Source organism: Bordetella tumbae (genome assembly GCF_965139195.1).
Taxonomy (GTDB): domain Bacteria; phylum Pseudomonadota; class Gammaproteobacteria; order Burkholderiales; family Burkholderiaceae_B; genus Bordetella_A; species Bordetella_A tumbae.
Genome location: NZ_CBCSJH010000009.1, coordinates 1 through 18779 on the forward strand (window position 1 = coordinate 1; position 18779 = coordinate 18779).

Genomic DNA, 18779 nt, shown 5'->3' on the forward strand with positions numbered 1-18779 from the left:
CAGGCGGCCGACCGACCACGCGAAGCCCCCACACCGTGATTGCCCCTGCTCGACGCCAGAAGAACTCATCCTCCTTCCAGCAAGAAGCAGACGCCTGGGTCATACGTGCGAACGCAGTCGTTCCCGAGGCTATTTCTCCACCAACGGATCCCGAAACTGCGAACACTTGATCTGCACAAGCTTCCGATCCTGCAACCGCATAGCCGTCAACTCCCCCCCCCAGACGCACCCCGTATCCAGGCAAATCACATCCGGTCTCACCAGCAACCCCAGCGTAGACCAATGCCCGAACACCACCGTCACATCTCGAGTCTGCCGCCCCTTGACGTCAAACCACGGCACCAACCCCGCAGGCCAGGCTCCTGGCGCGACTTTGGTATTGAACTCCATATGCCCGCGCGGCGTGCACAACCGCATCCGCGTCAACGCATTGATGATGACCCGCAGGCGTTTCCCCCCTGTATGGCCATCCTTCCATTGCGTCGGCTCGTTGCCGTACATCTTCTGCAGCGCCTTTTGCCAATTCGGCCCGCGCAACATGGCTTCCACTTCGCCGGCGAGCGCCAATGTCTTGGCCACATCCCATTTTGCCAAGACACCGGCATGCACCAGTAAATGCTCATGCTCAAAATGCGCCAATGGACGAAAACGCAGCCAGTCGATGAGCTCATCCGCATCCGGCGCGTCCAGAATCTCGTCAATCGTGTCTGATTTGGAGGGCTTGCGAACCCCCGCTGCCGCCGCCAGTAAATGCAGATCATGGTTGCCCAGCACGGATATCGCGCGATCACCCATCGCGATGATGCGCCGCAGGCTGGCGAGCGACTGCGGTCCGCGATTGATCAAGTCACCTGCGAACCAAAAACGCGCATCCGGTTCACTACTGATATCCGGATGGGATAGCAACTGCTCAAGCGGCGCGCAGCAACCCTGTACGTCGCCAATCATCCAAATGCTGCCGCCTGTCATACGGGATTTTTTCTCCAAGGCCAACGCGTTTGTATAAGGCGTGTCGTCGCGTGCCGATATTCCATCAAACTGAGTGCGCCCAGTGCCACGAGTACGGCCCCGACATTGGGACCCAATGCGGTCAACCAGGGCGGCCAACGACTCAGCATGCCGACATTCAGCGCCAACTGATTCAGCATGAAGAAGCCGACTCCCAATAAAATCCCCACGAATACCTTGGCACCCACGCCGCCGCGGCGCGTCTGCATAAAACCGATCGGCGCCGCGATCGTGATCATGACAAACAGCGTAAAGGGATAGGCCACCTTACGCCAGAGCGCGACAACCTGGCGGCTGGCATCGAGCTGGTTTTGATTCAGATAGTCGATGTAGTCCAGTAGCGTGCCCAACGACATGCGCTCGGGCGTCAAGACTCGCGCCAACAGGCGGTCAGCACTCAGCGTTGTATCCAGTTCGCGTTGCGGGACTTTGGCGACCTGCGCCGGCATCGTCGTGGGCTGCTTGGCATTGGCCAGCGCCTCGGCCGCCGAGTCATCCAGACGGGTTTCGACGACGTCGTGCAACACCAGCTTGTCGTTGGTAAAGGATCCTGTCGCCGCCTTGGACATCGTCGTCAACTCTTGTCCAGGTTTGAATTCATACAACGTCACTCCCTCGACATCGCCATTGGCCAGGAGGGTGGCAATGTTGATGATCCGGGTTCCTCCGTCACGCGTAGGCTCCTTGAACCAATACCCACTGTCCATGCGGGCGCCGCTGGCCTTGCCGCGGAACATCAGGCTGGCTTCGCCGCTTTTGATTTCGGCGGCCGGGGTGACGAATTCGGATAGCAGTGTGGCGCCGATGACCAGGGGCACCGTGATGATCCACAGCATGCCCAGCAGCCGCATGCCGCTGACTCCCGATACGCGCAGGATGACCAGTTCGTTACGCTGGGCGAGGCCGGCCAGGGCCAGAATGGCGCCGATCAACAAGCCAATGGGCAACAGGTCATAGAGCCGGGTGGGCAAGGCGAGCGCCTGCATATACAACAGGGCCAGCATGCTGAATTTGTCACCGACGTTGTCCAGGTCATCGACCAACGCGAAGAATGTGAAAAGCCCTAGCAGGGCCAACAGGACCACTGCACAAGAGCGAAAAATTTCGCGGGCCAGATAACGACGGGCGGTACGCATGAAATATAAGTCGAGCGTGGGGATACGCGTAAACGTGAAAGCTTACCAAAATCGCTCAGTCTGCCGGGGATGTTTTGCGTCGACGGAACGAGATAGGAGGTTTCCCCTGGGTTAAGGAATGTCAACCAGTCGCATACGGCGCGTCAATGTAGCCGTACGTGAATTCAGGTAACTGGTGTTGCGGTGCTTGTCGTAATAACGTGGATTGGGCAGCATCGCTGCCAGACGGGCAGACTGCGAGGCACCCAGGCCGCCCGCACTGGTCTTGTAATAGTGACGTGCGGCAGCCTCGGCGCCAAAGACGCCTTCGCCCCATTCGGCCACATTCAGATACAGCTCCAGAATACGCTCCTTGGACATCACGTGCTCGATCATATAGGTCAGCACCAGTTCCTCGCCCTTGCGCACGTAACTGCGCGAGCTGGACAGGAACAGGTTTTTGGCCAGTTGCTGCGTAATGGTCGAGCCGCCGCGCATTTTGCCGCCGCCTCTTTCCGCCTGGCGTTGGTTGTATTCCCACGCTTTGCGGATAGCGTCCCACTCGACGCCATCATGTTCTGTAAAGTTGGCGTCTTCTGAGGCGATCACTGCGCGTTTTAACGACGTGCTGATCTTGTCATAGGGGACCCATTGATATTGCAACTCGGCGTGCGGATTGGTTTCGCGCAGGCGCGATAACTCTTGGCGCATGACGGCACTGCTGCCGGGGTCCCGGTAGGCATACCAGACAACCAGGCAGAACATCCACAACTGATAAATGATCAGCAGGCACAACACGGCCATCAGGCCGGCTCCGATCACCCGGCCCCAACGAATGCGGCCAATAGTCGAGTTGCGCGTCGCCATCCGGGGTCAGCCCTTGGCCAACAATGCGGCGCGCAAGGTGGCGAGCACCGGTGCAGGGTCGGGGCGTACCCCATGCCAGATCAGAAAACTCTCCGCGGCCTGACCGACCAGCATGCCCAAACCATCGGCAGTGCGTGCGGCGCCGTCGGCTGTCGCCTGCTGCATGAACGCGGTGGGCGTGGCGGCGTACATCATGTCGTAGGCAAGCGCATTGGGGGCATAGAGGCCATGTGGCAGATCAGGCGCCGCGCCTTGCAGGCTGCTGGCCGTGGCGTTGATGACGACGTCCCAGCCGCCAGCCGTGCCGGCCTCTGCCAAGGCGCCTGCAGTGACGCGGGTATGGGGCGTTGCGCCAGTAGGCCAGGACGCGACCAGTTCGTGAGCGCGTGCAGCGGTGCGGTTGACGATATGCAGCTGGCCGCATCCCTGATCGGCCAAGGGTTGCAGCACGCCCCGCGCAGCGCCTCCGGCGCCAACCAGCAAGACACGCGCGCCGGCCAAGGTCACCCCCAACCGCAGCAGATCACCAACCAGCCCGACACCATCGGTATTGCAGCCATGCCAGGCGTTATCCTGCAGCCATAGGGTGTTGACCGCACCTGCCAGGCGAGCGCGTTCGCTCAAATGGGCGCGGGCCAATTCGAAGGCCTCCGCTTTGAATGGTACGGTGACATTCAGTCCCAAGCCGCCCTGTTCGCGAAAGGCTTGTACCGTTGCGGCGAATCCATCCACTGGCGCCAGCAGCGGTTCGTATTGCAGCGGTTTGCCCGTCTGTGCCGAAAACAGCGCGTGAATATGGGGCGATTTGCTATGTGCCACGGGGTTGCCGATGACGGCGTAGCGGGGTAAGGAGCTGGACGAGGTCATCTGCGTTATCTGAGTCGTGGGCTTAGTAGCTGGTTCGTCGGGCCGGATGTCGCGTCGGCTTACACAGGTATTCAGTTCAAGGGAGTAGCTTACGCAAAAATCATGGGGCCTGGGTTTGCAAGGTGTCGTTGACGAAATGCCAGGTCCTCGTAATGACCAGTATGTCCGTTTCGCTGGCGATGTCGGCTGGTAATGGGGGGAACGGTGACGCCAACTGCACGATACGCCGCGCCGCCTGGTTCAGCACGGCATGCTGCGAGGGCCGGTCGATGTCGACCGACGCGACGCTGCCGTCGGCGCGGATGGAAACGGTGATTTGCAGCGAACCATATAGCCGGCCGCGTGCCTGTTCCGGGTAATGACGGGTGCCGATGGCCTCGACGCGCGAGCGCCAACTGTCCAGGTACGCGGCATAGTGCGAGGCCTGTGCCGACGGCGCGACGAAGGTTTTACGCGGCTGGGCGTTATAGGACTGGATGCGCGAGGCCAGCGTGGCGACCTGGGCGTTCTGTACGACGCCTGGCTGCTCGTGCACGTCTTCGCCATCTACCGTGGCGTCGGGCCAGGGGTACACCGATTGTCGCTCGGTGCCGACCGTGGCCTGGGACTGCAATTGGGTCAGCAGCCGCATTTGTTCGGCCTCGAGCTGGGTCTGACGTTTGCGCATGGCCTGCAGCACAATCGTCTCGCCTGAATCGCCGGTACGAGGCAAGGGCGTGGCGGCCACCCCGCGGTCGGCGTTGCCGCCGCCATCCACGTGATTCTGCGCGATAACTTGAGCCTGGGCAGGGGCCAGCTCGGTGCGGGCATTGACCAGCGTGATCTCCAGCGGTGCCTGTTTAGGCCGGCTGGCAGTGGGCGTGCTCAGACGCCACGCCAGCGCACCGGCGTGCAGCAAGAGCGAGATCGCCAGGCCGATCCGCAAATAGTGCTGGGCGGGCGCGCTGAGCCAGCGCAATAATCCGCCCCGCGTCGAATACAAATTAACAGAGCGTTGCACGGGGGCATTTTAGATCAGGCGGGGGTTGCCGGGCCTACGTACCGGCAATCCAGCTCTAATCCCAACTCGTCAAAACCCAGGATGTCGAGTTCCACCGCTGCGCCGCGCTCGAGCTCGGGCAGACCCCCAACGCGCGTGACCAACGGCGCATTACTGAGGCGAACCAGATCGTCCCGCAATACATTCGCGACGACGCGGGTGACGCCTTGTTGTTGCAGCCAACGCAGGCACCAATAGCGTTCCATGCTGTTCTGGAAATCGCTCCAGGCAGCATATTGCGCGTCAAAGGCGCCGATGATGGCGAACAAATCGGCATCGCGTGGTTTGAAAGGCGCCACCAGACGCGCAGATACGCCGTGTTCCACGGCGGCAATCAGCTGCCATTGGTTCACCAGGTCGACATAGCGGCGCAATGGCGACGTGCTCCAGGCATACTGCGGCACCCCGATGGCCTCGTGCGGCAGGGCCTGAGTACTCATCCGTACCCGGCCGGCTTGTTGGGACCGGTAAATACCGGGCACGCCGTGCTGGTTCAGCACGCCGCCCCACACGTTGTTGGCCAGGATCATGTATTCGGCGACCAGGCGGTCCAGCGGCGCGTTGCGCTGACGAGGCACCAGCCGTACCGGCGTGTCCGGATCGTCTGGATCGCCGTCCAGGTAAAAGCTGTACTCGACCCGCGAGTTGTTTTCGGGTTTGCCGCGGACCGCATCGCGCTGGGCCGACAGCGCCATGGCCAATTGCCAGAGCGGACGCATCCAGTGTCCGTAGGGCAGCGGGGCATCGGGATCGTTCAGCGCGGCTTCGGTGATCTGGCCGTCCAATTCGTTGTGGCGCAGGTTGGCACGCAACACGACGCGTTCTATCCGCGTTTCGGTTTCCGCGATCTCGCCGGTCGCCGGATCTGCGGTCACATATAAAGACAGGGCAGGGACTTCGCGCCCCGCGTCCAGCGAGAACGCCTGAATCACATGGTCCGGCTGCATGGGGATTTTTTCGCCCGGCATGTAAACCGTGGACAGGCGAGCACGCGCCAGTTTGTCCAGATCGCTATCGCGTGTGACCGACAGGCCGGGAGCGGCGACGTGGATGCCGACGCGGATTTTCCCATCGGGCAGCGACGTTACCGACAGCGCATCATCGATCTCTGTGGTGGTGATGTCATCCACAGAATAGATTTCCGCATCCGCCAGCGGCAGTTCGCGTGCCAGCGCAGGGATAGGCGTGTCTGGAAAGCCCGTGCCGCGCGGGAAATGCGTGGCCAGAAAACGGCGCTTGTGCAGAGCCAGCGCATGCGGCCATGCGCCTAACTCCAACAATAAGCGGTCCGGGCTTTTTTGCAGCCGTGCGCAGGCCGCGTCCAGCGCTTTCCATGGCATGCTGTTCTTGTCGGGGCGAATCAGCAGCGTTTCCGCGACTTGGGCAATCTCGTCGGGCAGGCGGCCTGCGGCCATGTCGTCCACCCATTGCTGTTGCTGCTCAGCTTGTTTCTGCTTCTTTTCCAGGGCCGCCAGCGCCGCTGCCAGGATCTCGGGCGGGGCGGGGCGGTAGGTGCCTTTGCCGCGGCGGTGAAAATAGGCGGGCGCACTGTGCAGGCGCATCAGCAACGCGGCGCGTTCCACAGCGGAGGGCGTGTGGCCGAAATAGTCGGCGGCCAGTGCTGCCGAGTCGAATTCTTCCTGCGGCGCACATTCCCACAAGAACTGCAGATCCAGGGCTTCTGCGTCCTGTGCGGCTTGCGTCAGCAGTGCGGCAGGCGCCGGATCGGCAAAGGTGAACAGGACATTGGCGCGCTTGATCTTGCTGCGCTTGCCCGACTCCGACTCCACTTGCAGGCTGGCGTCGGTTTCCGACATGATGTTGCCAGCCTTGAAGCCGCCGTCTTCTTCGTAAAACACGTACATAATTCGTCCATCGAGCGCGCGGCATCATCCGCGCAGACCTATCTTGAAAGCACATCCCGGACCGAGCACCGCACAGTCCTTCCCCCTGCGAGTGAGGAACCTGAATCGGCTCGACGTTCCTTGAGCGCAGGCGCTTGGTTATCTAATTTGAGTCTGATTCCGCGAAATCCAACACCTCGGGCAGCCATTGTGCAAAATCCGACAGCCCATGATCGCTACCCGGGACGATGCGCTGGCGGCAGCCCGCATAGCGATCACGCATTTCTCGCCAATCGAGCACTTCGTCGCCCGTAGCCGCTATCAAAAAATAGCGCTCGGGCTGGGTGATGGCGGGCACGTAGGCGGCGGCCAATTCGGCCACATACTCGGCCCGAAACTCAAATGGAGCGTCGGAATGATACAGGCGGTGCTGGCCTACCTGTGTGGCCAAATCGCGTGGCGCCTCGACCGCGGGATTGAGCAGCACGGCTTTGCAGTCCAGTTGTTCGGCGAGCCAGGTGGCATAGTAACCGCCCAGAGACGACCCGATAATCGTCAGGTCGCGAGGGGACGCCGCCGTCGCCAATTGGCGCTGCGCCAAGCCGATTGCCAGGTCCAGCGCAGCCTTGGGGCTGGCGGGCAGTTGCGGGCATTGCCAGTTGCGCTCGCCCGCCTGGCCGCGATCGGCGAGGGCTTGCGCCATCAGTCGGGCCTTGAACGAATCTGGCGAGGAGCGAAAACCGTGCAGATACAAAATCATGATGAGTCCTGAGCGCGCTAGGCGCCAGTGCGTTGCGCCAGCGCGTCGAGCAGTTTGCCGTGCACGCCGCCAAAGCCGCCGTTGCTCATGACGAGCACGTGATCGCCGGGGCGTGCTGCCTGGGCCACTGCGGCCACCAGCGCGTCCAGATCATCATAGCTGCTGGCGCGCGTTCCCAGTGGGGCCAGGACCTCGTCGGGGTTCCAGCCCAGCGCGTGTTTACCGCTGCGCGCGCCAAAGCAGAAGACTTGATCCGCCAGTCGCAGCGACTCGGGCAGGCGCGCCGCCATGGCGCCGAGCTTCATCGTATTCGAGCGCGGTTCCAGCACGGCCAGAATGCGTGCGTCACCGACCTGGCGGCGCAGGCCCTCCAGGGTCGTTTCAATGGCTGTGGGATGATGCGCGAAATCGTCATAGACTTTGACGCCATTGACGGTCCCGCGCAGCTCCATACGGCGTTTGACACCGCCGAATCGGCTGAGTGCCTCAATGCCATCGGCAGGATCGACGCCGGCATGCTCGGCGGCTGCCAGTGCAGCCAAGGCGTTCATGCGATTGTGTTCACCGCCGAGTGTCCAGCGCACCGTGCCCAAAGACTGTCCGTCGCGCAGCACCTCAAAGGCTCCGTCTGCATCTGCCGGGCCGGCTTGCCAGGCGCCGTCGACGCCAAAGCTCGCCGTTTCTGACCAGCAGCCGCGTGCGATCACTCGGTCCAGCGCCTCGGATTTGGTGGGCAGCACAATGCGGCCCGAGCCGGGGATAGTGCGAACCAAATGATGAAATTGGGTCTCGATCGCTGCCAGATCGGGAAAAATATCGGCGTGATCGTATTCCAGATTGTTCAGGATGGCCGTGCGGGGGCGGTAATGCACGAACTTCGAGCGCTTGTCGAAAAACGCCGTATCGTATTCATCTGCTTCAATGACAAACGGCCGTACGGCCGGATCGTAGCGAGCCGAGACCTTCAGATCATTGGCTACGCCGCCAATCAGGAAATTGGGATGACGCTCTGTCGCCTCGAGTACCCAGGCCAACATGGAGCTGGTCGTGGTTTTGCCGTGCGTGCCGGCGACTGCCAGCACATGGGCGCCAGGCAGAATGTTGTCCCCCAGCCATTGCGGTCCCGACACGTAGCGTGCGCCGGCATCCAGAATGGCCTCCATGAGCGGATTGCCGCGCGTGACGACATTGCCGATGACATATAAATCAGGCGCCAGTGACATCTGGTCCGCGCCATATCCCTCGATCAGCTCGATGCCTTGCTCGGCCAGTTGAGTGCTCATCGGCGGATAGACAGCGGTATCGCAGCCCGTGACGCGATGTCCGGCGGCTCGTGCGATGAGCGCCAGGCCACCCATGAAAGTGCCGCAAATACCAAGAATGTGCAGGTGCATAGATCATCTCCTCGGGCGCATTGTAGAGGGTGGCTGCCGGATGGCGTCACCTGAGGTTATGATCAGGCCATGAATCGTCGTCTCTTTCTTTATGCTGGAGCCGCGGTAGCGGCTGCCGCAGCGGGGGGCTATGCCTATCGCTCGCGTCAATCTTCCTCGACGTCGTCGGCGCCGTCCGACGTGCCTGGGGCATCGACTGCCGACCCGGTTGCCGCATTGCGTACTTTGTCCTTGCCCGATCTGAATGGCAAGCCGCATCGTATCGATCAGTGGCAGGGGCGCCCGGCCGTGGTGAATTTCTGGGCCACCTGGTGCGCGCCGTGCGTCAAAGAGATGCCCGAATTGCAATCTTTGCAGGAAAAATACCCACAAATTCAATTTGTAGGTATTGGCGTCGATAAAGTCGCGAACATGCGGCAATTTCTCCAAAAAGTGCCGGTTTCATACCCATTGCTAGTAATGGAGGCAGGTGCCATTGATACCTTGCGGACGCTGGGCAACCCCGCAGGCGGCTTGCCGTTTACCTTGGTTTTCAATGCAGATGGCAGCATTAACCGTAAAATACTGGGTCAAATCCAGTTTGACGATCTCGACCGCACCCTCAGCACTTTGACCACGTGATTCTGCGTTTACCACAAGATGCCGTATAACGTTACTTTGCGACATCTGTTGGACAAATGGTGTGAATAGGCGTAAAAAGGCGGTTTATCGACTGTTTTGCCGACACTTTGCGGCAGGTTTTCTGGCGCGACGCTCATGGCGCAACACATCCTGGTATTGCACGGCCCCAACTTGAACCTGCTGGGTTCACGCGAACCCCATATTTACGGCAGCTTGACGCTGGCGCAAATCAATCAGGGATTGGAATCCTTGGCCGGGGAATTGGGCGTAGGGCTTACCGCATGGCAGAGTAATCACGAAGGTGCATTGGTTGATCGCATCCAGGCTGCGCGCCAGGATGGGACCGACTTTATCGTCATCAACGCAGCGGCGTACACCCATACCAGTGTGGCGTTGCGAGATGCGTTGGCGGCGGTCGCAATTCCTTTTATTGAAGTACATTTGTCGAACCTGTATAAACGCGAGCCATTCCGGCAGCATTCCTATCTGTCTGACTTGGCCGTGGGCCTGATCAGCGGTCTGGGCGCAGACGGCTATGAGGCTGCAGTGCGCTATGCGGCGCGGCATTAACCAGTGCCGCGTGCCGTTTGCGACGTGGCAGTCTCAGTATTTTCCTTACTTTATATACACATACGATGCAGCGCGGTCCTGTTGAAGGCGCGTTGGCAACATTAATCGGGAAGCAGCTTCTATGGATCTCCGAAAACTCAAGACCTTGATCGACTTGGTGGCTGAATCGGGCATTGCCGAGCTTGAAATCACAGAAGGCGAAGGCAAGGTTCGTATCGTCAAGTTCTCGCAGACCCTGCAGCCGGTGGCTTACCATGCCCCCGAAGCAGCCGTCGCGCCTTCCCCTGTGGCGGCCGCGCCTGCGGGCACCGCTGCGCCGGCTGCCGAGGCTGCTCCGGTCCTGCAAGGCCACGTGGTCAAGGCACCGATGGTCGGCACCTTCTATCGTTCGCCGAACCCCGGCGCCGCGCCCTTTGTCGATGTCGGCCAGACCGTCAAAGAAGGCGATCCGCTGTGCATCATCGAAGCCATGAAGCTCCTCAATGAGATCGAGGCCGACAAGTCCGGCGTCATCAAAGAGATCCTCGTCGAAAATGGCGAGCCCGTCGAATACGGTCAACCGCTGTTCGTTATTGGCTGATTGCTCCTATGTTTGAAAAAATCCTGATCGCCAACCGCGGCGAGATCGCGCTGCGCATTCAACGCGCCTGCCGCGAACTCGGCATCAAGACGGTGGTCGTGCACTCCGAGGCCGACCGCGACGCCAAATACGTACGCTTGGCCGATGAGTCCGTGTGTATCGGGCCGGCGCCGTCACGTGAAAGCTACCTGAGCATGCCGGCCATTATTTCGGCGGCCGAGGTCACCGACTCCGAGGCTATTCACCCGGGGTACGGTTTTCTGTCTGAGAACGCCGATTTTGCCGACCGCGTCGAAAAAAGCGGTTTCGTTTTCATCGGACCGCGCCCCGAGACCATACGCCTGATGGGCGACAAGGTCAGCGCCAAGCGCGCCATGATCGAGGCCGGCGTGCCGGTGGTGCCGGGCTCCGAGGGCGCGTTGCCTGACGATCCCCAAGAAATCCTGCGTGCGGCTCGCGAGGTCGGCTATCCCGTCATCATCAAGGCGGCGGGCGGTGGCGGTGGGCGTGGCATGCGCGTGGTGTATACCGAGGCGGCATTGTTGAATGCCGTCACCATGACGCGTTCCGAGGCGGGAGCAGCCTTTAACAACCCTGAAGTCTACATGGAGAAATTCCTCGAGAATCCTCGCCATGTGGAAATCCAGGTGTTGGCTGACGGAGGGCGTAATGCCGTCTGGCTCGGCGAGCGCGATTGCTCTATGCAGCGCCGCCACCAGAAAGTCATCGAAGAAGCGCCGGCTCCAGGCATCGCACGCCGCCTGATCGAGCGTATCGGCGATCGTTGCGCCGATGCTTGCCGCAAGATGGGCTATCGTGGCGCGGGTACCTTCGAGTTTCTCTACGAAAACGGCGAGTTCTATTTCATCGAAATGAACACCCGTATTCAGGTCGAGCATCCGGTCACGGAACTGATCACGGGCATCGATCTCGTGCAACAGCAGATTCTCATCGCCTCGGGCGAAAAATTCCTGTTGCGTCAGCGCGATATCCAATTCAAGGGCCACGCCATTGAATGCCGTATCAACGCCGAAGACCCGTTCCGCTTCGTGCCCAGCCCGGGCCGTATCACCAACTGGCACACGCCGGGCGGTCCTGGCGTCCGTATCGATTCGCATGCCTTTAACGGTTATTTCGTGCCGCCCAACTACGATTCGATGATCGCCAAGGTCATCACGTATGGCGATACGCGTGACCAGGCATTGGCTCGTATGCGCATCGCGTTGTCCGAAATGGTGGTAGAAGGCATTTCCACCAACATTCCGTTGCATCGCGAGTTGCTGCAAGACGCCCGTTTCATCGAGGGCGGCACCAGTATTCATTATCTTGAGCACAAGCTGGCCCAGCGCCCTTGATGCCAGGCGGGCCTTTGCGGCCCGTTTTTTTGCCTTGGGGCGGCGTGGGGGCTTTTTAGGCGAAAATGCTCCCTCTTTGGCTGCAAACCGGCAGATTTTTTCTGGAATACATCGTCATGCGTGAACTCGTCCTCCATTGTCTCGAGGCGCAGGCCGAGGCGCTATCAGACGCACTGCTCGAGGCCGGCGTCCTGTCAGTATCTGTCGAAGACGCCGATCTGGGCACCGAGGCCGAACGCCCCTTGTTCGGCGAGCCGGGTACAGAGCCCGATGTCCAGGCCTGGGATCGCAACCGTGTCGTCGCATTGTTGCCCGACGGGGCCGACCCAGCGCAGGTCTACGAACAAGCCACGGCCGAGGCCGGGCTGGATCCTATCGAACTCGGTGGCTGGTCGCTGCGCGATGTCCCTGATGCCGATTGGGTGCGGCTGACGCAATCCCAATTTGGTCCGATTCACATCGGCGAACGCATCTGGATTGTGCCCAGTTGGCATCGTGATGATCCCGCTGTGTCTGAGGCCGGGGCGCAGACCGACGATGCGATCCATATTGAATTGGATCCTGGCTTGGCATTCGGCACAGGCAGTCACCCCACCACACATTTGTGCCTGGCTTGGCTGGAGGCCGAATTGCCGGCGGGCGCGACCGTCCTCGACTACGGATGTGGATCCGGGATTTTGGCGATTGCCGCGCGCAAATTGGGCGCCGGGCCAACCGATGCGGTCGATATCGACCCCCAGGCGGTACAAGCGACGGCCGACAATGCGCACGTGAATCAGGTGCAATTGCAGGCGCTGTTGCCAGACGGACTGGCCGACGGCACATATCAGGTCGTTGTCGCCAATATCCTGTCCAACCCTCTCAAGGTATTGGCGCCGATGTTGGCGGGGCGCGTGGCGCCTGGCGGAAAATTAGTGTTGTCTGGCGTCCTGGAACGCCAGGCCGAAGAAGTCGCCGCTGCGTATGCGCCGTGGTTGGCGATGTCGGTTTGGCAATCCCGGGATGGTTGGGTTTGCCTGCATGGGCACAAACGCTGAGCCGTGACGAGCAGGGACATCGCCATGGCCATGACGACCCGTTGCCCCCACTGCGGTACCACTTTCAAGGTAGTGCCAGATCAGTTGCGGGTACGCAATGGCTTGGTGCGGTGCGGAGAATGTGCGACGGTGTTCGATGGCCGGGCGTGTCTGGTAGCCCAGATTCCGGACAGACTGCCGACGACGGCAGCAACCCCCGTCATGGCGCCCGGCGAGGTGCCCGGGGATTTAACACCGCCAGAGCCCGCGCCGCCGGCCGTGTTGCGGGGGCGTTCGGATATCGCAAGGCATGACCCCTACGTGAACGAAGGCGTTGCCGAAGCGGATGACGACGAGGATAGCGAGCGGGAGATGCAGGCCGATATCGAGCCTGTTGAACACGATGCGCCGAGCCGTGTAGATCAGGACGAGGTGGTCTTCAGAATAGGCGAGCGATCCGCTGACCCGGATGGGTATGATGAGCTCGATCCGCGGGATGAGCCGGACGATCAGAGCGGGCCCGCCGTTCTGGGGGAGTCGCGTACGCGTTATCACGGCACAACGGATGTGGGCCGCGCACCGCCAGAGTTCCTGGATTCGGATCATCAAGCACGCCGGTCGTTCCTGCGCAGCTTGTGGGGTTATGCCTGCGTCCTGGGTCTGTTGCTGCTCGTTGCGCAATTGATTTTTGTCTATCGTTCGAGCATTGCGGACATGGCGCCCCAATTACGTCCGCTGCTTGTGCGCCTGTGCGAGCCGCTAGGGTGCGAGGTGGGCTACGCGCGGCATATCGACCGTATTTCCATTACCTCATCATCGCTGCAGCCGCCTGCCGGCCATGCTGGTGCGCCGCAACAAGATGCGGTGACAAAGCTGGTGCTGCGCGCATCGCTGCGCAACCGCTACGAGCAGCCGCAGCCTTGGCCTGCATTGCGTCTGGACCTGAGCGACCTTTCCGATACCGTGGTGATACGTAAAGTCTTGCTGCCCGAGGATTACTTGCCTAAGGGGCAGGCGCAGCGTCCGTTTGAGGCCGGCGCGGAACTCAACATCGCTGTGCCCATCCAGGTGAGCGGTCCGCACGTCAACGGTTTTCAGCTCCATAAGTTTTTTCCCTGAAGGATAATCAGCATGACGGCTTCTGTTCTGGTTTGCGGGTCGATGGCATTCGATACCATCGCGGTATTCGAAGGACGCTTCAAAGAGCACATCCTGGCCGATCGCATCCAGTCGCTCAGCGTGTCGTTTCTCGTGCCCACGATGCGCAAGGAGTTTGGCGGCTGCGCAGGCAATATCGCCTACAACTTGAAGCTGTTGGGCGGGCAACCCGTGCCGGTGGCGACGGTCGGTGACGATGCCGCAGACTATATCGAGCGCTTCAACAAACTGCAGATCGATACCTCGCGGTTGCGCGTCATGCCCGGCACGTTCACGGCCCAGTGCTTTATTACGACTGACCTGGATGACAGCCAGATTGCCGCTTTTCACCCTGGCGCGATGGAGCTCTCTGCCCAGAACGACCTCACCGGCGCCAAGGCGGCGTGGGCGATCGTCGCACCTGACGCCAAAGCAGGTATGTTTGCGCACGCCGAACGCCTGCACGCAGCGGGGATCCCGTTCATCTTTGACTTGGGTCAGGCCATGCCGCTGTTTGACGGCGCCGATCTGGAGCGTATGCTGGGCCTGGCTCAGGTGTTGACAGTCAACGATTACGAAGCAGGCGTCATCGAGCAGCGTACCGGTCGCAGCATGGAACAGATCGCGGCCCGGATGCAGGCAGTTGTCGTGACTCGTGGCGCACAAGGGTCGACCCTGCTGACGGAAGGCACTACCGTGCAAGTGCCGCCGGTGCAGGCTGCCGCCGTCGTCGATCCGACCGGTTGCGGCGACTCGCACCGTGCAGGCTTGTTATATGGGCTCACCAGTGGCTGGAACTGGCTGGACAGCTGCCGCTTGGCGAACGTGATGGGATCGATCAAAATCGCGTCGCGCGGCCCCCAGAATCATGCGCCCAGCCGAGCGGAAATCGATGCGCAATTGCGTGCGGCCTATGGGATCAGTCTGCCTGCCTAGGAACTTGGTGTTCCGAAGCCAGTCAAATTAGAGATCGTCTCGCAGGCCAGTTGAGAGTAGTTTGACCTTGTTTGCAGTGCAGCACTGTGCACTGTGCAATGCAGCCCGCGGGCTTGCTTAAGCGTTACAGAGTTCGACTATAAGCCGTTCAAAAGTTGCACGCTGTTTCGCACCCGTTGTTTCCGGCCAATGCCGGGGTATGATCCATAAAATAATTCGTGGTTACCGACCAAGGAGTCCACATGAGCCGAACCCTTTCTACTTCCGTCATCGCGCCCCGTACGGCTCGCTGGCTGGCCGTGGCTGCCGTCGTGACGTCGATGGCGGTGCTGGGCGGCTGCGCGAATCGCAGCGCCTCCAGTTCCGTCTACAGCTACGATCAGGCGCAGCGAGAGCAAATCGTGCGAAATGGCACCGTGACGAGCGTGCGCCCGATCACAATCGAAGAAGACAAATCCAGCGGCGTAGGCATGATTGCCGGCGGCGCATTGGGTGGTGTGGCCGGTAATGCGATCGGCGGGGGTACCGGGCGTGCCATCGCCACGGTGGGCGGCGCCATCTTGGGTGCACTCGCGGGTAATGCCGTAGAAAACCGCGCAAACCGTGCTTCGGGCCTGGAAATCACCGTCCGCCTGGATAACGGTGAAACCCGTGTCGTTGCCCAGGAGGCTGATACGCCGTTCAGTGTCGGGCAGCGTGTACAGGTGATCAGCGGTGCAGGTCCGACCCGCGTCGCTCCGTATTGATTTAACCGTCGCCAAAAACAACGCCCACCATCAGGTGGGCGTTGTGCATTTACGGACAGGTCTGAGGTCCAGCGTCAGACACCGATCAAGCTGAAGGTCAGGCGAGACAACATCATCAATACGATCTGCGCCAGAATGAACAGCACCAGCGGCGAAAAATCGATGCTGGAGCGGCCGGGCAGAATGCGGCGTATGGGCTCCAGCATTGGCGCAGTCAGCGTTTGCAGTAATGGCATGAGCGGCGACAGGGGATGTACCCACGATAGCACCGCCTGCAGAAACGTCAGCCAGACAATGACATTCAGGGTCCACTTTGCCACCAGCAATATCGATGCGCCCAGCGCCGCGGGCCATAGCGCTGCGGGGATCAGCGTGTGCGCGGCAATCAGCCACATCAAAATGAGATAGAGCAAGGCAGTCAGCCAAGCGGCGACCAGGCTCGTCCAGTCCAGCGTATTGCCTGCAGGGATGAGTTTGCGGATGGGCAGCACCAACCAGTTGGTGACTTGATAAACGGCGCGAGACAGCGGGTTGAAGGGGTGCAGGCGCACCGCATGGATCCAGGCGCGCCCGATCAAGGCTGCACCAAACAACATAAAGGTAATTTCAAGCAGGAAACGGAGCGTATCGCCGAGCATGAGAACAGTCTGCCAAAAAGAATAGTTTTAATTGTCGCATGGCCATATGGCAGTGTCGTGAGGCGGATGGTACCTCGCCCGAGCAAAAAGCCGCCTGGCGTGAGCCAGGCGGCTTTGAGGGTACCGCAGTAAACGGCTCCGTCCGTATTACGGACGGCCACCCGTCGGGAAGGGCCACGACGCGGCGGGGTTCACAGTGGTTTTTGCGCCTTGCGCAGCAGCTGCGGTCGGTTGTGCAGCAGGCTTTTTAGCAGCGGCTTTTTTAGCAGCAGGCTTTTTGGCCGCAGCTTTTTTCGCCGGAGCTTTGGCAGCTTTTTTGGCAGGCGCCTTTTTCGCTGCTTTCTTGGCAACAGCCTTTTTGGCTACGGCCTTTTTAGCAACGGCTTTTTTGGCGACGGCTTTCTTGACTGCCTTTTTAGCGACGGCCTTTTTGACGGCTTTCTTCGCTACTGCTTTTTTAGCAACTGCTTTTTTAGCAACCGCTTTTTTGGCGACAGCTTTCTTGACTGCCTTTTTAGCGACGGCTTTCTTGACAGCTTTTTTAGCGACAGCTTTCTTCACAGCCTTTTTGGCGGCCGTTTTCTTCACGGCCGGTTTCTTGGCTGCAACTTTCTTGACTGCCTTTTTAGCCGCGACCTTCTTCACGGCGACTTTCTTCACGGCCTTTTTGGCCGGGGCTTTCTTAGCTGCGGCCTTCTTGGCTGCAACTTTCTTTACCGCTTTCTTTGCGGCCTTTTTGGCTGTTGCCATGGTCATGCTCCTTAGGTTCAGGGGTCCCAGAACGTAAACCCGTGCCGCCTTCCGTCGGTTAACGGACGGCGCCCGGGCTATTCATCGGCGCATGCCGCTGCCCCATTCTGGCGACAGCTACTACGGTTTGCGCTAATGAATTCGGCACAGCCATTTGATATGGCCCCCGCGATTCGCGCGAGCCATCTCAAATGGCGCCAGTAGGCAACCTTTTCAGATTGCCTACTGCTTGGTACTGCGTATTCGAATACCTGGCCGACGGAGCTGTTATCAGGGCGCTGCGCAAATCACATTGCGCGCGGCTCGCCTGAAGGTCGTCATTCCCAGCTGAGCGTACCGCCAGTCTGGTATTCGATCACGCGTGTTTCGAAAAAGTTTCGTTCCTTTTTGAGGTCGATCATTTCTGCCATCCACGGGAAGGGATTTTCTTCCTGAGGGTACAGCGGTTCAAGACCAATCTGTTGGCAGCGACGGTTTGCGATGAAGCGCAGGTAGGATTTAAACATAGGAGCGTTCAATCCCAATACACCACGCGGCATCGTGTCTTCGGCGTAAGCGTACTCGAGTTCTACTGCCTTTTGGAATAGTGCGCGGATTTCTTCGCGAAATTCCGGCGTCCACAAGTGAGGATTTTCGAGTTTGACGGTGTTGATCAGGTCGATACCGAAGTTGCAGTGCATGGATTCATCGCGCAGGATGTACATGTACTGCTCGGCAGCGCCGGTCATTTTGTTCTGGCGACCCAATGCCAGAATCTGCGTGAACCCAACATAGAAGAACAGGCCTTCCATGAGGCACGCAAACACGATCAGCGATTTCAACAACGTCTGGTCGGCTTCGGGCGTGCCGGTTTTGAAGTTGGGATCGGCGATCGCGTCGATGAACGGGATCAGGAACTCGTCTTTGGCACGAATGGACGGCACTTCGTTGTAGGCATTGAAGATCTCGGCTTCGTCCAGACCCAGGCTTTCGACGATGTATTGATATGCATGCGTGTGAATGGCTTCTTCGAATGCCTGGCGCAGCAGGAACTGGCGGCACTCAGGCGCCGTGATGTGGCGATAGGTGCCCAGCACGATGTTGTTCGCGGCCAGCGAATCGGCCGTGACGAAGAAACCCAGGTTGCGCTTGACGATGCGGCGCTCGTCTTCGGTCAGCCCGTTCGGGTTTTTCCAAAGCGCGATGTCGCGCGACATGTTGATTTCTTGCGGCATCCAGTGGTTGGCGCAAGTGGCCAGGTATTTTTCCCAGGCCCATTTGTATTTGAACGGCACCAACTGATTGACGTCGGTCTCGCCGTTGATGACGCGCTTGTCCGCGGCCTGAACGCGCCGCGCGGCAGCACCGGCGCTTGCCGGTGCCGAGTCGGATTGCGGGGTCGCAGGAGGCAACGCGGCATCGGCGAACGCGCCCGTCGATGCGCGCGCCGGTTGCGCCGTGGCCGCCGGCTGTCCGCCCGCCGCGGGAGCGGGGGCTTGAGCCAGTTGCGTTGCGAGGTTGTCGTCTTCCCAATTAAGCATAAATAAATTCTCCGGA

At 60.3% G+C, this 18779-nt stretch carries 19 protein-coding genes; 8 read left to right on the top strand and 11 right to left on the bottom strand.

The genetic code is table 11. The features are described from left to right. Positions 1–129: 129 nt before the first annotated feature. The 8 genes from ACNA0J_RS12260 to mpl all read right to left on the bottom strand — a co-directional run bounded on the left by ACNA0J_RS12260 (position 130) and on the right by mpl (position 8894). Positions 130–969: a symmetrical bis(5'-nucleosyl)-tetraphosphatase gene (locus ACNA0J_RS12260; RefSeq protein WP_415819138.1), complete on the bottom strand. Its 840-nt coding sequence runs from the start codon at positions 967–969 to the stop codon at positions 130–132. Further along, a complete protein-coding gene (gene lptG / locus ACNA0J_RS12265) occupies positions 966–2144 on the bottom strand; it encodes an LPS export ABC transporter permease LptG (RefSeq protein WP_415819139.1) in 1179 nt (392 codons plus the stop codon). The genes ACNA0J_RS12260 and lptG overlap by 4 nt, the downstream gene beginning before the upstream one ends. Before the next feature lie 111 nt (positions 2145–2255). Continuing rightward, on the bottom strand, positions 2256–2990 hold the full coding sequence (gene mtgA, locus ACNA0J_RS12270; RefSeq protein WP_415819140.1) for a monofunctional biosynthetic peptidoglycan transglycosylase: 735 nt from the start codon (positions 2988–2990) through the stop codon (positions 2256–2258). Positions 2991–2996: 6 nt separating this feature from the next. After that, entirely contained in the window at positions 2997–3857 is an 861-nt protein-coding gene (gene aroE / locus ACNA0J_RS12275) for a shikimate dehydrogenase (RefSeq protein ID WP_415819141.1), read from the bottom strand. Positions 3858–3957: 100 nt separating this feature from the next. Then, positions 3958–4857: an energy transducer TonB gene (locus tag ACNA0J_RS12280; RefSeq protein ID WP_415819142.1), complete on the bottom strand. Its 900-nt coding sequence runs from the start codon at positions 4855–4857 to the stop codon at positions 3958–3960. Between the two features lie 14 nt (positions 4858–4871). Next, a complete protein-coding gene (locus tag ACNA0J_RS12285) occupies positions 4872–6761 on the bottom strand; it encodes a ribonuclease catalytic domain-containing protein (protein WP_415819143.1) in 1890 nt (629 codons plus the stop codon). 142 nt (positions 6762–6903) lie between these two features. Continuing rightward, positions 6904–7500, bottom strand: a complete 597-nt coding sequence (locus tag ACNA0J_RS12290; protein WP_415819144.1) for a YqiA/YcfP family alpha/beta fold hydrolase — start codon at positions 7498–7500, stop codon at positions 6904–6906. A gap of 17 nt (positions 7501–7517) precedes the next feature. Next, positions 7518–8894: a UDP-N-acetylmuramate:L-alanyl-gamma-D-glutamyl-meso-diaminopimelate ligase gene (mpl, locus tag ACNA0J_RS12295; RefSeq protein WP_415819145.1), complete on the bottom strand. Its 1377-nt coding sequence runs from the start codon at positions 8892–8894 to the stop codon at positions 7518–7520. A gap of 69 nt (positions 8895–8963) precedes the next feature. Here mpl and ACNA0J_RS12300 point away from each other — a divergent pair, with 69 nt between their 5' ends. The 8 genes from ACNA0J_RS12300 to ACNA0J_RS12335 all read left to right on the top strand — a co-directional run bounded on the left by ACNA0J_RS12300 (position 8964) and on the right by ACNA0J_RS12335 (position 15855). Next, positions 8964–9515, top strand: coding sequence for a TlpA family protein disulfide reductase (locus ACNA0J_RS12300; RefSeq protein WP_415819146.1), 552 nt, complete (start codon positions 8964–8966; stop codon positions 9513–9515). Positions 9516–9650: 135 nt separating this feature from the next. Beyond that, positions 9651–10085 (top strand): type II 3-dehydroquinate dehydratase, encoded by a 435-nt coding sequence (aroQ, locus tag ACNA0J_RS12305; RefSeq protein WP_094819767.1) that lies wholly within the window; start codon positions 9651–9653, stop codon positions 10083–10085. A 121-nt stretch (positions 10086–10206) separates the two neighbouring features. After that, positions 10207–10665: an acetyl-CoA carboxylase biotin carboxyl carrier protein gene (gene accB, locus ACNA0J_RS12310; RefSeq protein ID WP_415819147.1), complete on the top strand. Its 459-nt coding sequence runs from the start codon at positions 10207–10209 to the stop codon at positions 10663–10665. An 8-nt stretch (positions 10666–10673) separates the two neighbouring features. Beyond that, positions 10674–12020, top strand: coding sequence for an acetyl-CoA carboxylase biotin carboxylase subunit (accC, locus tag ACNA0J_RS12315; RefSeq protein ID WP_415819148.1), 1347 nt, complete (start codon positions 10674–10676; stop codon positions 12018–12020). A 116-nt stretch (positions 12021–12136) separates the two neighbouring features. Further along, positions 12137–13057: a 50S ribosomal protein L11 methyltransferase gene (gene prmA / locus ACNA0J_RS12320; protein ID WP_415819149.1), complete on the top strand. Its 921-nt coding sequence runs from the start codon at positions 12137–12139 to the stop codon at positions 13055–13057. A 24-nt stretch (positions 13058–13081) separates the two neighbouring features. Then, a complete protein-coding gene (locus ACNA0J_RS12325; RefSeq protein WP_415819150.1) occupies positions 13082–14155 on the top strand; it encodes a DUF3426 domain-containing protein in 1074 nt (357 codons plus the stop codon). 12 nt (positions 14156–14167) lie between these two features. Continuing rightward, a complete protein-coding gene (locus ACNA0J_RS12330) occupies positions 14168–15109 on the top strand; it encodes a carbohydrate kinase family protein (RefSeq protein WP_415819151.1) in 942 nt (313 codons plus the stop codon). Between the two features lie 242 nt (positions 15110–15351). Then, the gene (locus tag ACNA0J_RS12335) at positions 15352–15855 is read left to right on the top strand and encodes an outer membrane lipoprotein (protein WP_415819152.1); all 504 of its coding nucleotides are present in this window, start codon (positions 15352–15354) and stop codon (positions 15853–15855) included. Between the two features lie 74 nt (positions 15856–15929). Here ACNA0J_RS12335 and ACNA0J_RS12340 read toward each other — a convergent pair whose 3' ends face one another. The 3 genes from ACNA0J_RS12340 to ACNA0J_RS12350 all read right to left on the bottom strand — a co-directional run bounded on the left by ACNA0J_RS12340 (position 15930) and on the right by ACNA0J_RS12350 (position 18763). Continuing rightward, the gene (locus ACNA0J_RS12340) at positions 15930–16493 is read right to left on the bottom strand and encodes a YggT family protein (protein ID WP_415819153.1); all 564 of its coding nucleotides are present in this window, start codon (positions 16491–16493) and stop codon (positions 15930–15932) included. A 147-nt stretch (positions 16494–16640) separates the two neighbouring features. Beyond that, the gene (locus ACNA0J_RS12345) at positions 16641–17243 is read right to left on the bottom strand and encodes a histone H1-like DNA-binding protein (RefSeq protein ID WP_415819154.1); all 603 of its coding nucleotides are present in this window, start codon (positions 17241–17243) and stop codon (positions 16641–16643) included. A gap of 317 nt (positions 17244–17560) precedes the next feature. Further along, on the bottom strand, positions 17561–18763 hold the full coding sequence (locus tag ACNA0J_RS12350) for a ribonucleotide-diphosphate reductase subunit beta (RefSeq protein ID WP_415819155.1): 1203 nt from the start codon (positions 18761–18763) through the stop codon (positions 17561–17563). Positions 18764–18779: the final 16 nt, after the last annotated feature.

Excerpts from the sequence above, each read along its gene's own strand:
- ACNA0J_RS12330 (WP_415819151.1), top strand. The coding sequence starts at position 14,168 with ATGACGGCTTCTGTTCTGGTTTGCGGGTCGATGGCATTCGATACCATC.
- mpl (WP_415819145.1), bottom strand. The coding sequence starts at position 8,894 with ATGCACCTGCACATTCTTGGTATTTGCGGCACTTTCATGGGTGGCCTG.
- ACNA0J_RS12325 (WP_415819150.1), top strand. The coding sequence starts at position 13,082 with ATGGCCATGACGACCCGTTGCCCCCACTGCGGTACCACTTTCAAGGTA.
- mtgA (WP_415819140.1), bottom strand. The coding sequence starts at position 2,990 with ATGGCGACGCGCAACTCGACTATTGGCCGCATTCGTTGGGGCCGGGTG.
- ACNA0J_RS12285 (WP_415819143.1), bottom strand. The coding sequence starts at position 6,761 with ATGTACGTGTTTTACGAAGAAGACGGCGGCTTCAAGGCTGGCAACATC.
- aroE (WP_415819141.1), bottom strand. The coding sequence starts at position 3,857 with ATGACCTCGTCCAGCTCCTTACCCCGCTACGCCGTCATCGGCAACCCC.
- accC (WP_415819148.1), top strand. The coding sequence starts at position 10,674 with ATGTTTGAAAAAATCCTGATCGCCAACCGCGGCGAGATCGCGCTGCGC.
- ACNA0J_RS12300 (WP_415819146.1), top strand. The coding sequence starts at position 8,964 with ATGAATCGTCGTCTCTTTCTTTATGCTGGAGCCGCGGTAGCGGCTGCC.
- ACNA0J_RS12345 (WP_415819154.1), bottom strand. The coding sequence starts at position 17,243 with ATGGCAACAGCCAAAAAGGCCGCAAAGAAAGCGGTAAAGAAAGTTGCA.
- ACNA0J_RS12335 (WP_415819152.1), top strand. The coding sequence starts at position 15,352 with ATGAGCCGAACCCTTTCTACTTCCGTCATCGCGCCCCGTACGGCTCGC.
- ACNA0J_RS12350 (WP_415819155.1), bottom strand. The coding sequence starts at position 18,763 with ATGCTTAATTGGGAAGACGACAACCTCGCAACGCAACTGGCTCAAGCC.
- prmA (WP_415819149.1), top strand. The coding sequence starts at position 12,137 with ATGCGTGAACTCGTCCTCCATTGTCTCGAGGCGCAGGCCGAGGCGCTA.
- ACNA0J_RS12340 (WP_415819153.1), bottom strand. The coding sequence starts at position 16,493 with ATGCTCGGCGATACGCTCCGTTTCCTGCTTGAAATTACCTTTATGTTG.
- ACNA0J_RS12260 (WP_415819138.1), bottom strand. The coding sequence starts at position 969 with ATGACAGGCGGCAGCATTTGGATGATTGGCGACGTACAGGGTTGCTGC.
- lptG (WP_415819139.1), bottom strand. The coding sequence starts at position 2,144 with ATGCGTACCGCCCGTCGTTATCTGGCCCGCGAAATTTTTCGCTCTTGT.
- aroQ (WP_094819767.1), top strand. The coding sequence starts at position 9,651 with ATGGCGCAACACATCCTGGTATTGCACGGCCCCAACTTGAACCTGCTG.
- accB (WP_415819147.1), top strand. The coding sequence starts at position 10,207 with ATGGATCTCCGAAAACTCAAGACCTTGATCGACTTGGTGGCTGAATCG.
- ACNA0J_RS12290 (WP_415819144.1), bottom strand. The coding sequence starts at position 7,500 with ATGATTTTGTATCTGCACGGTTTTCGCTCCTCGCCAGATTCGTTCAAG.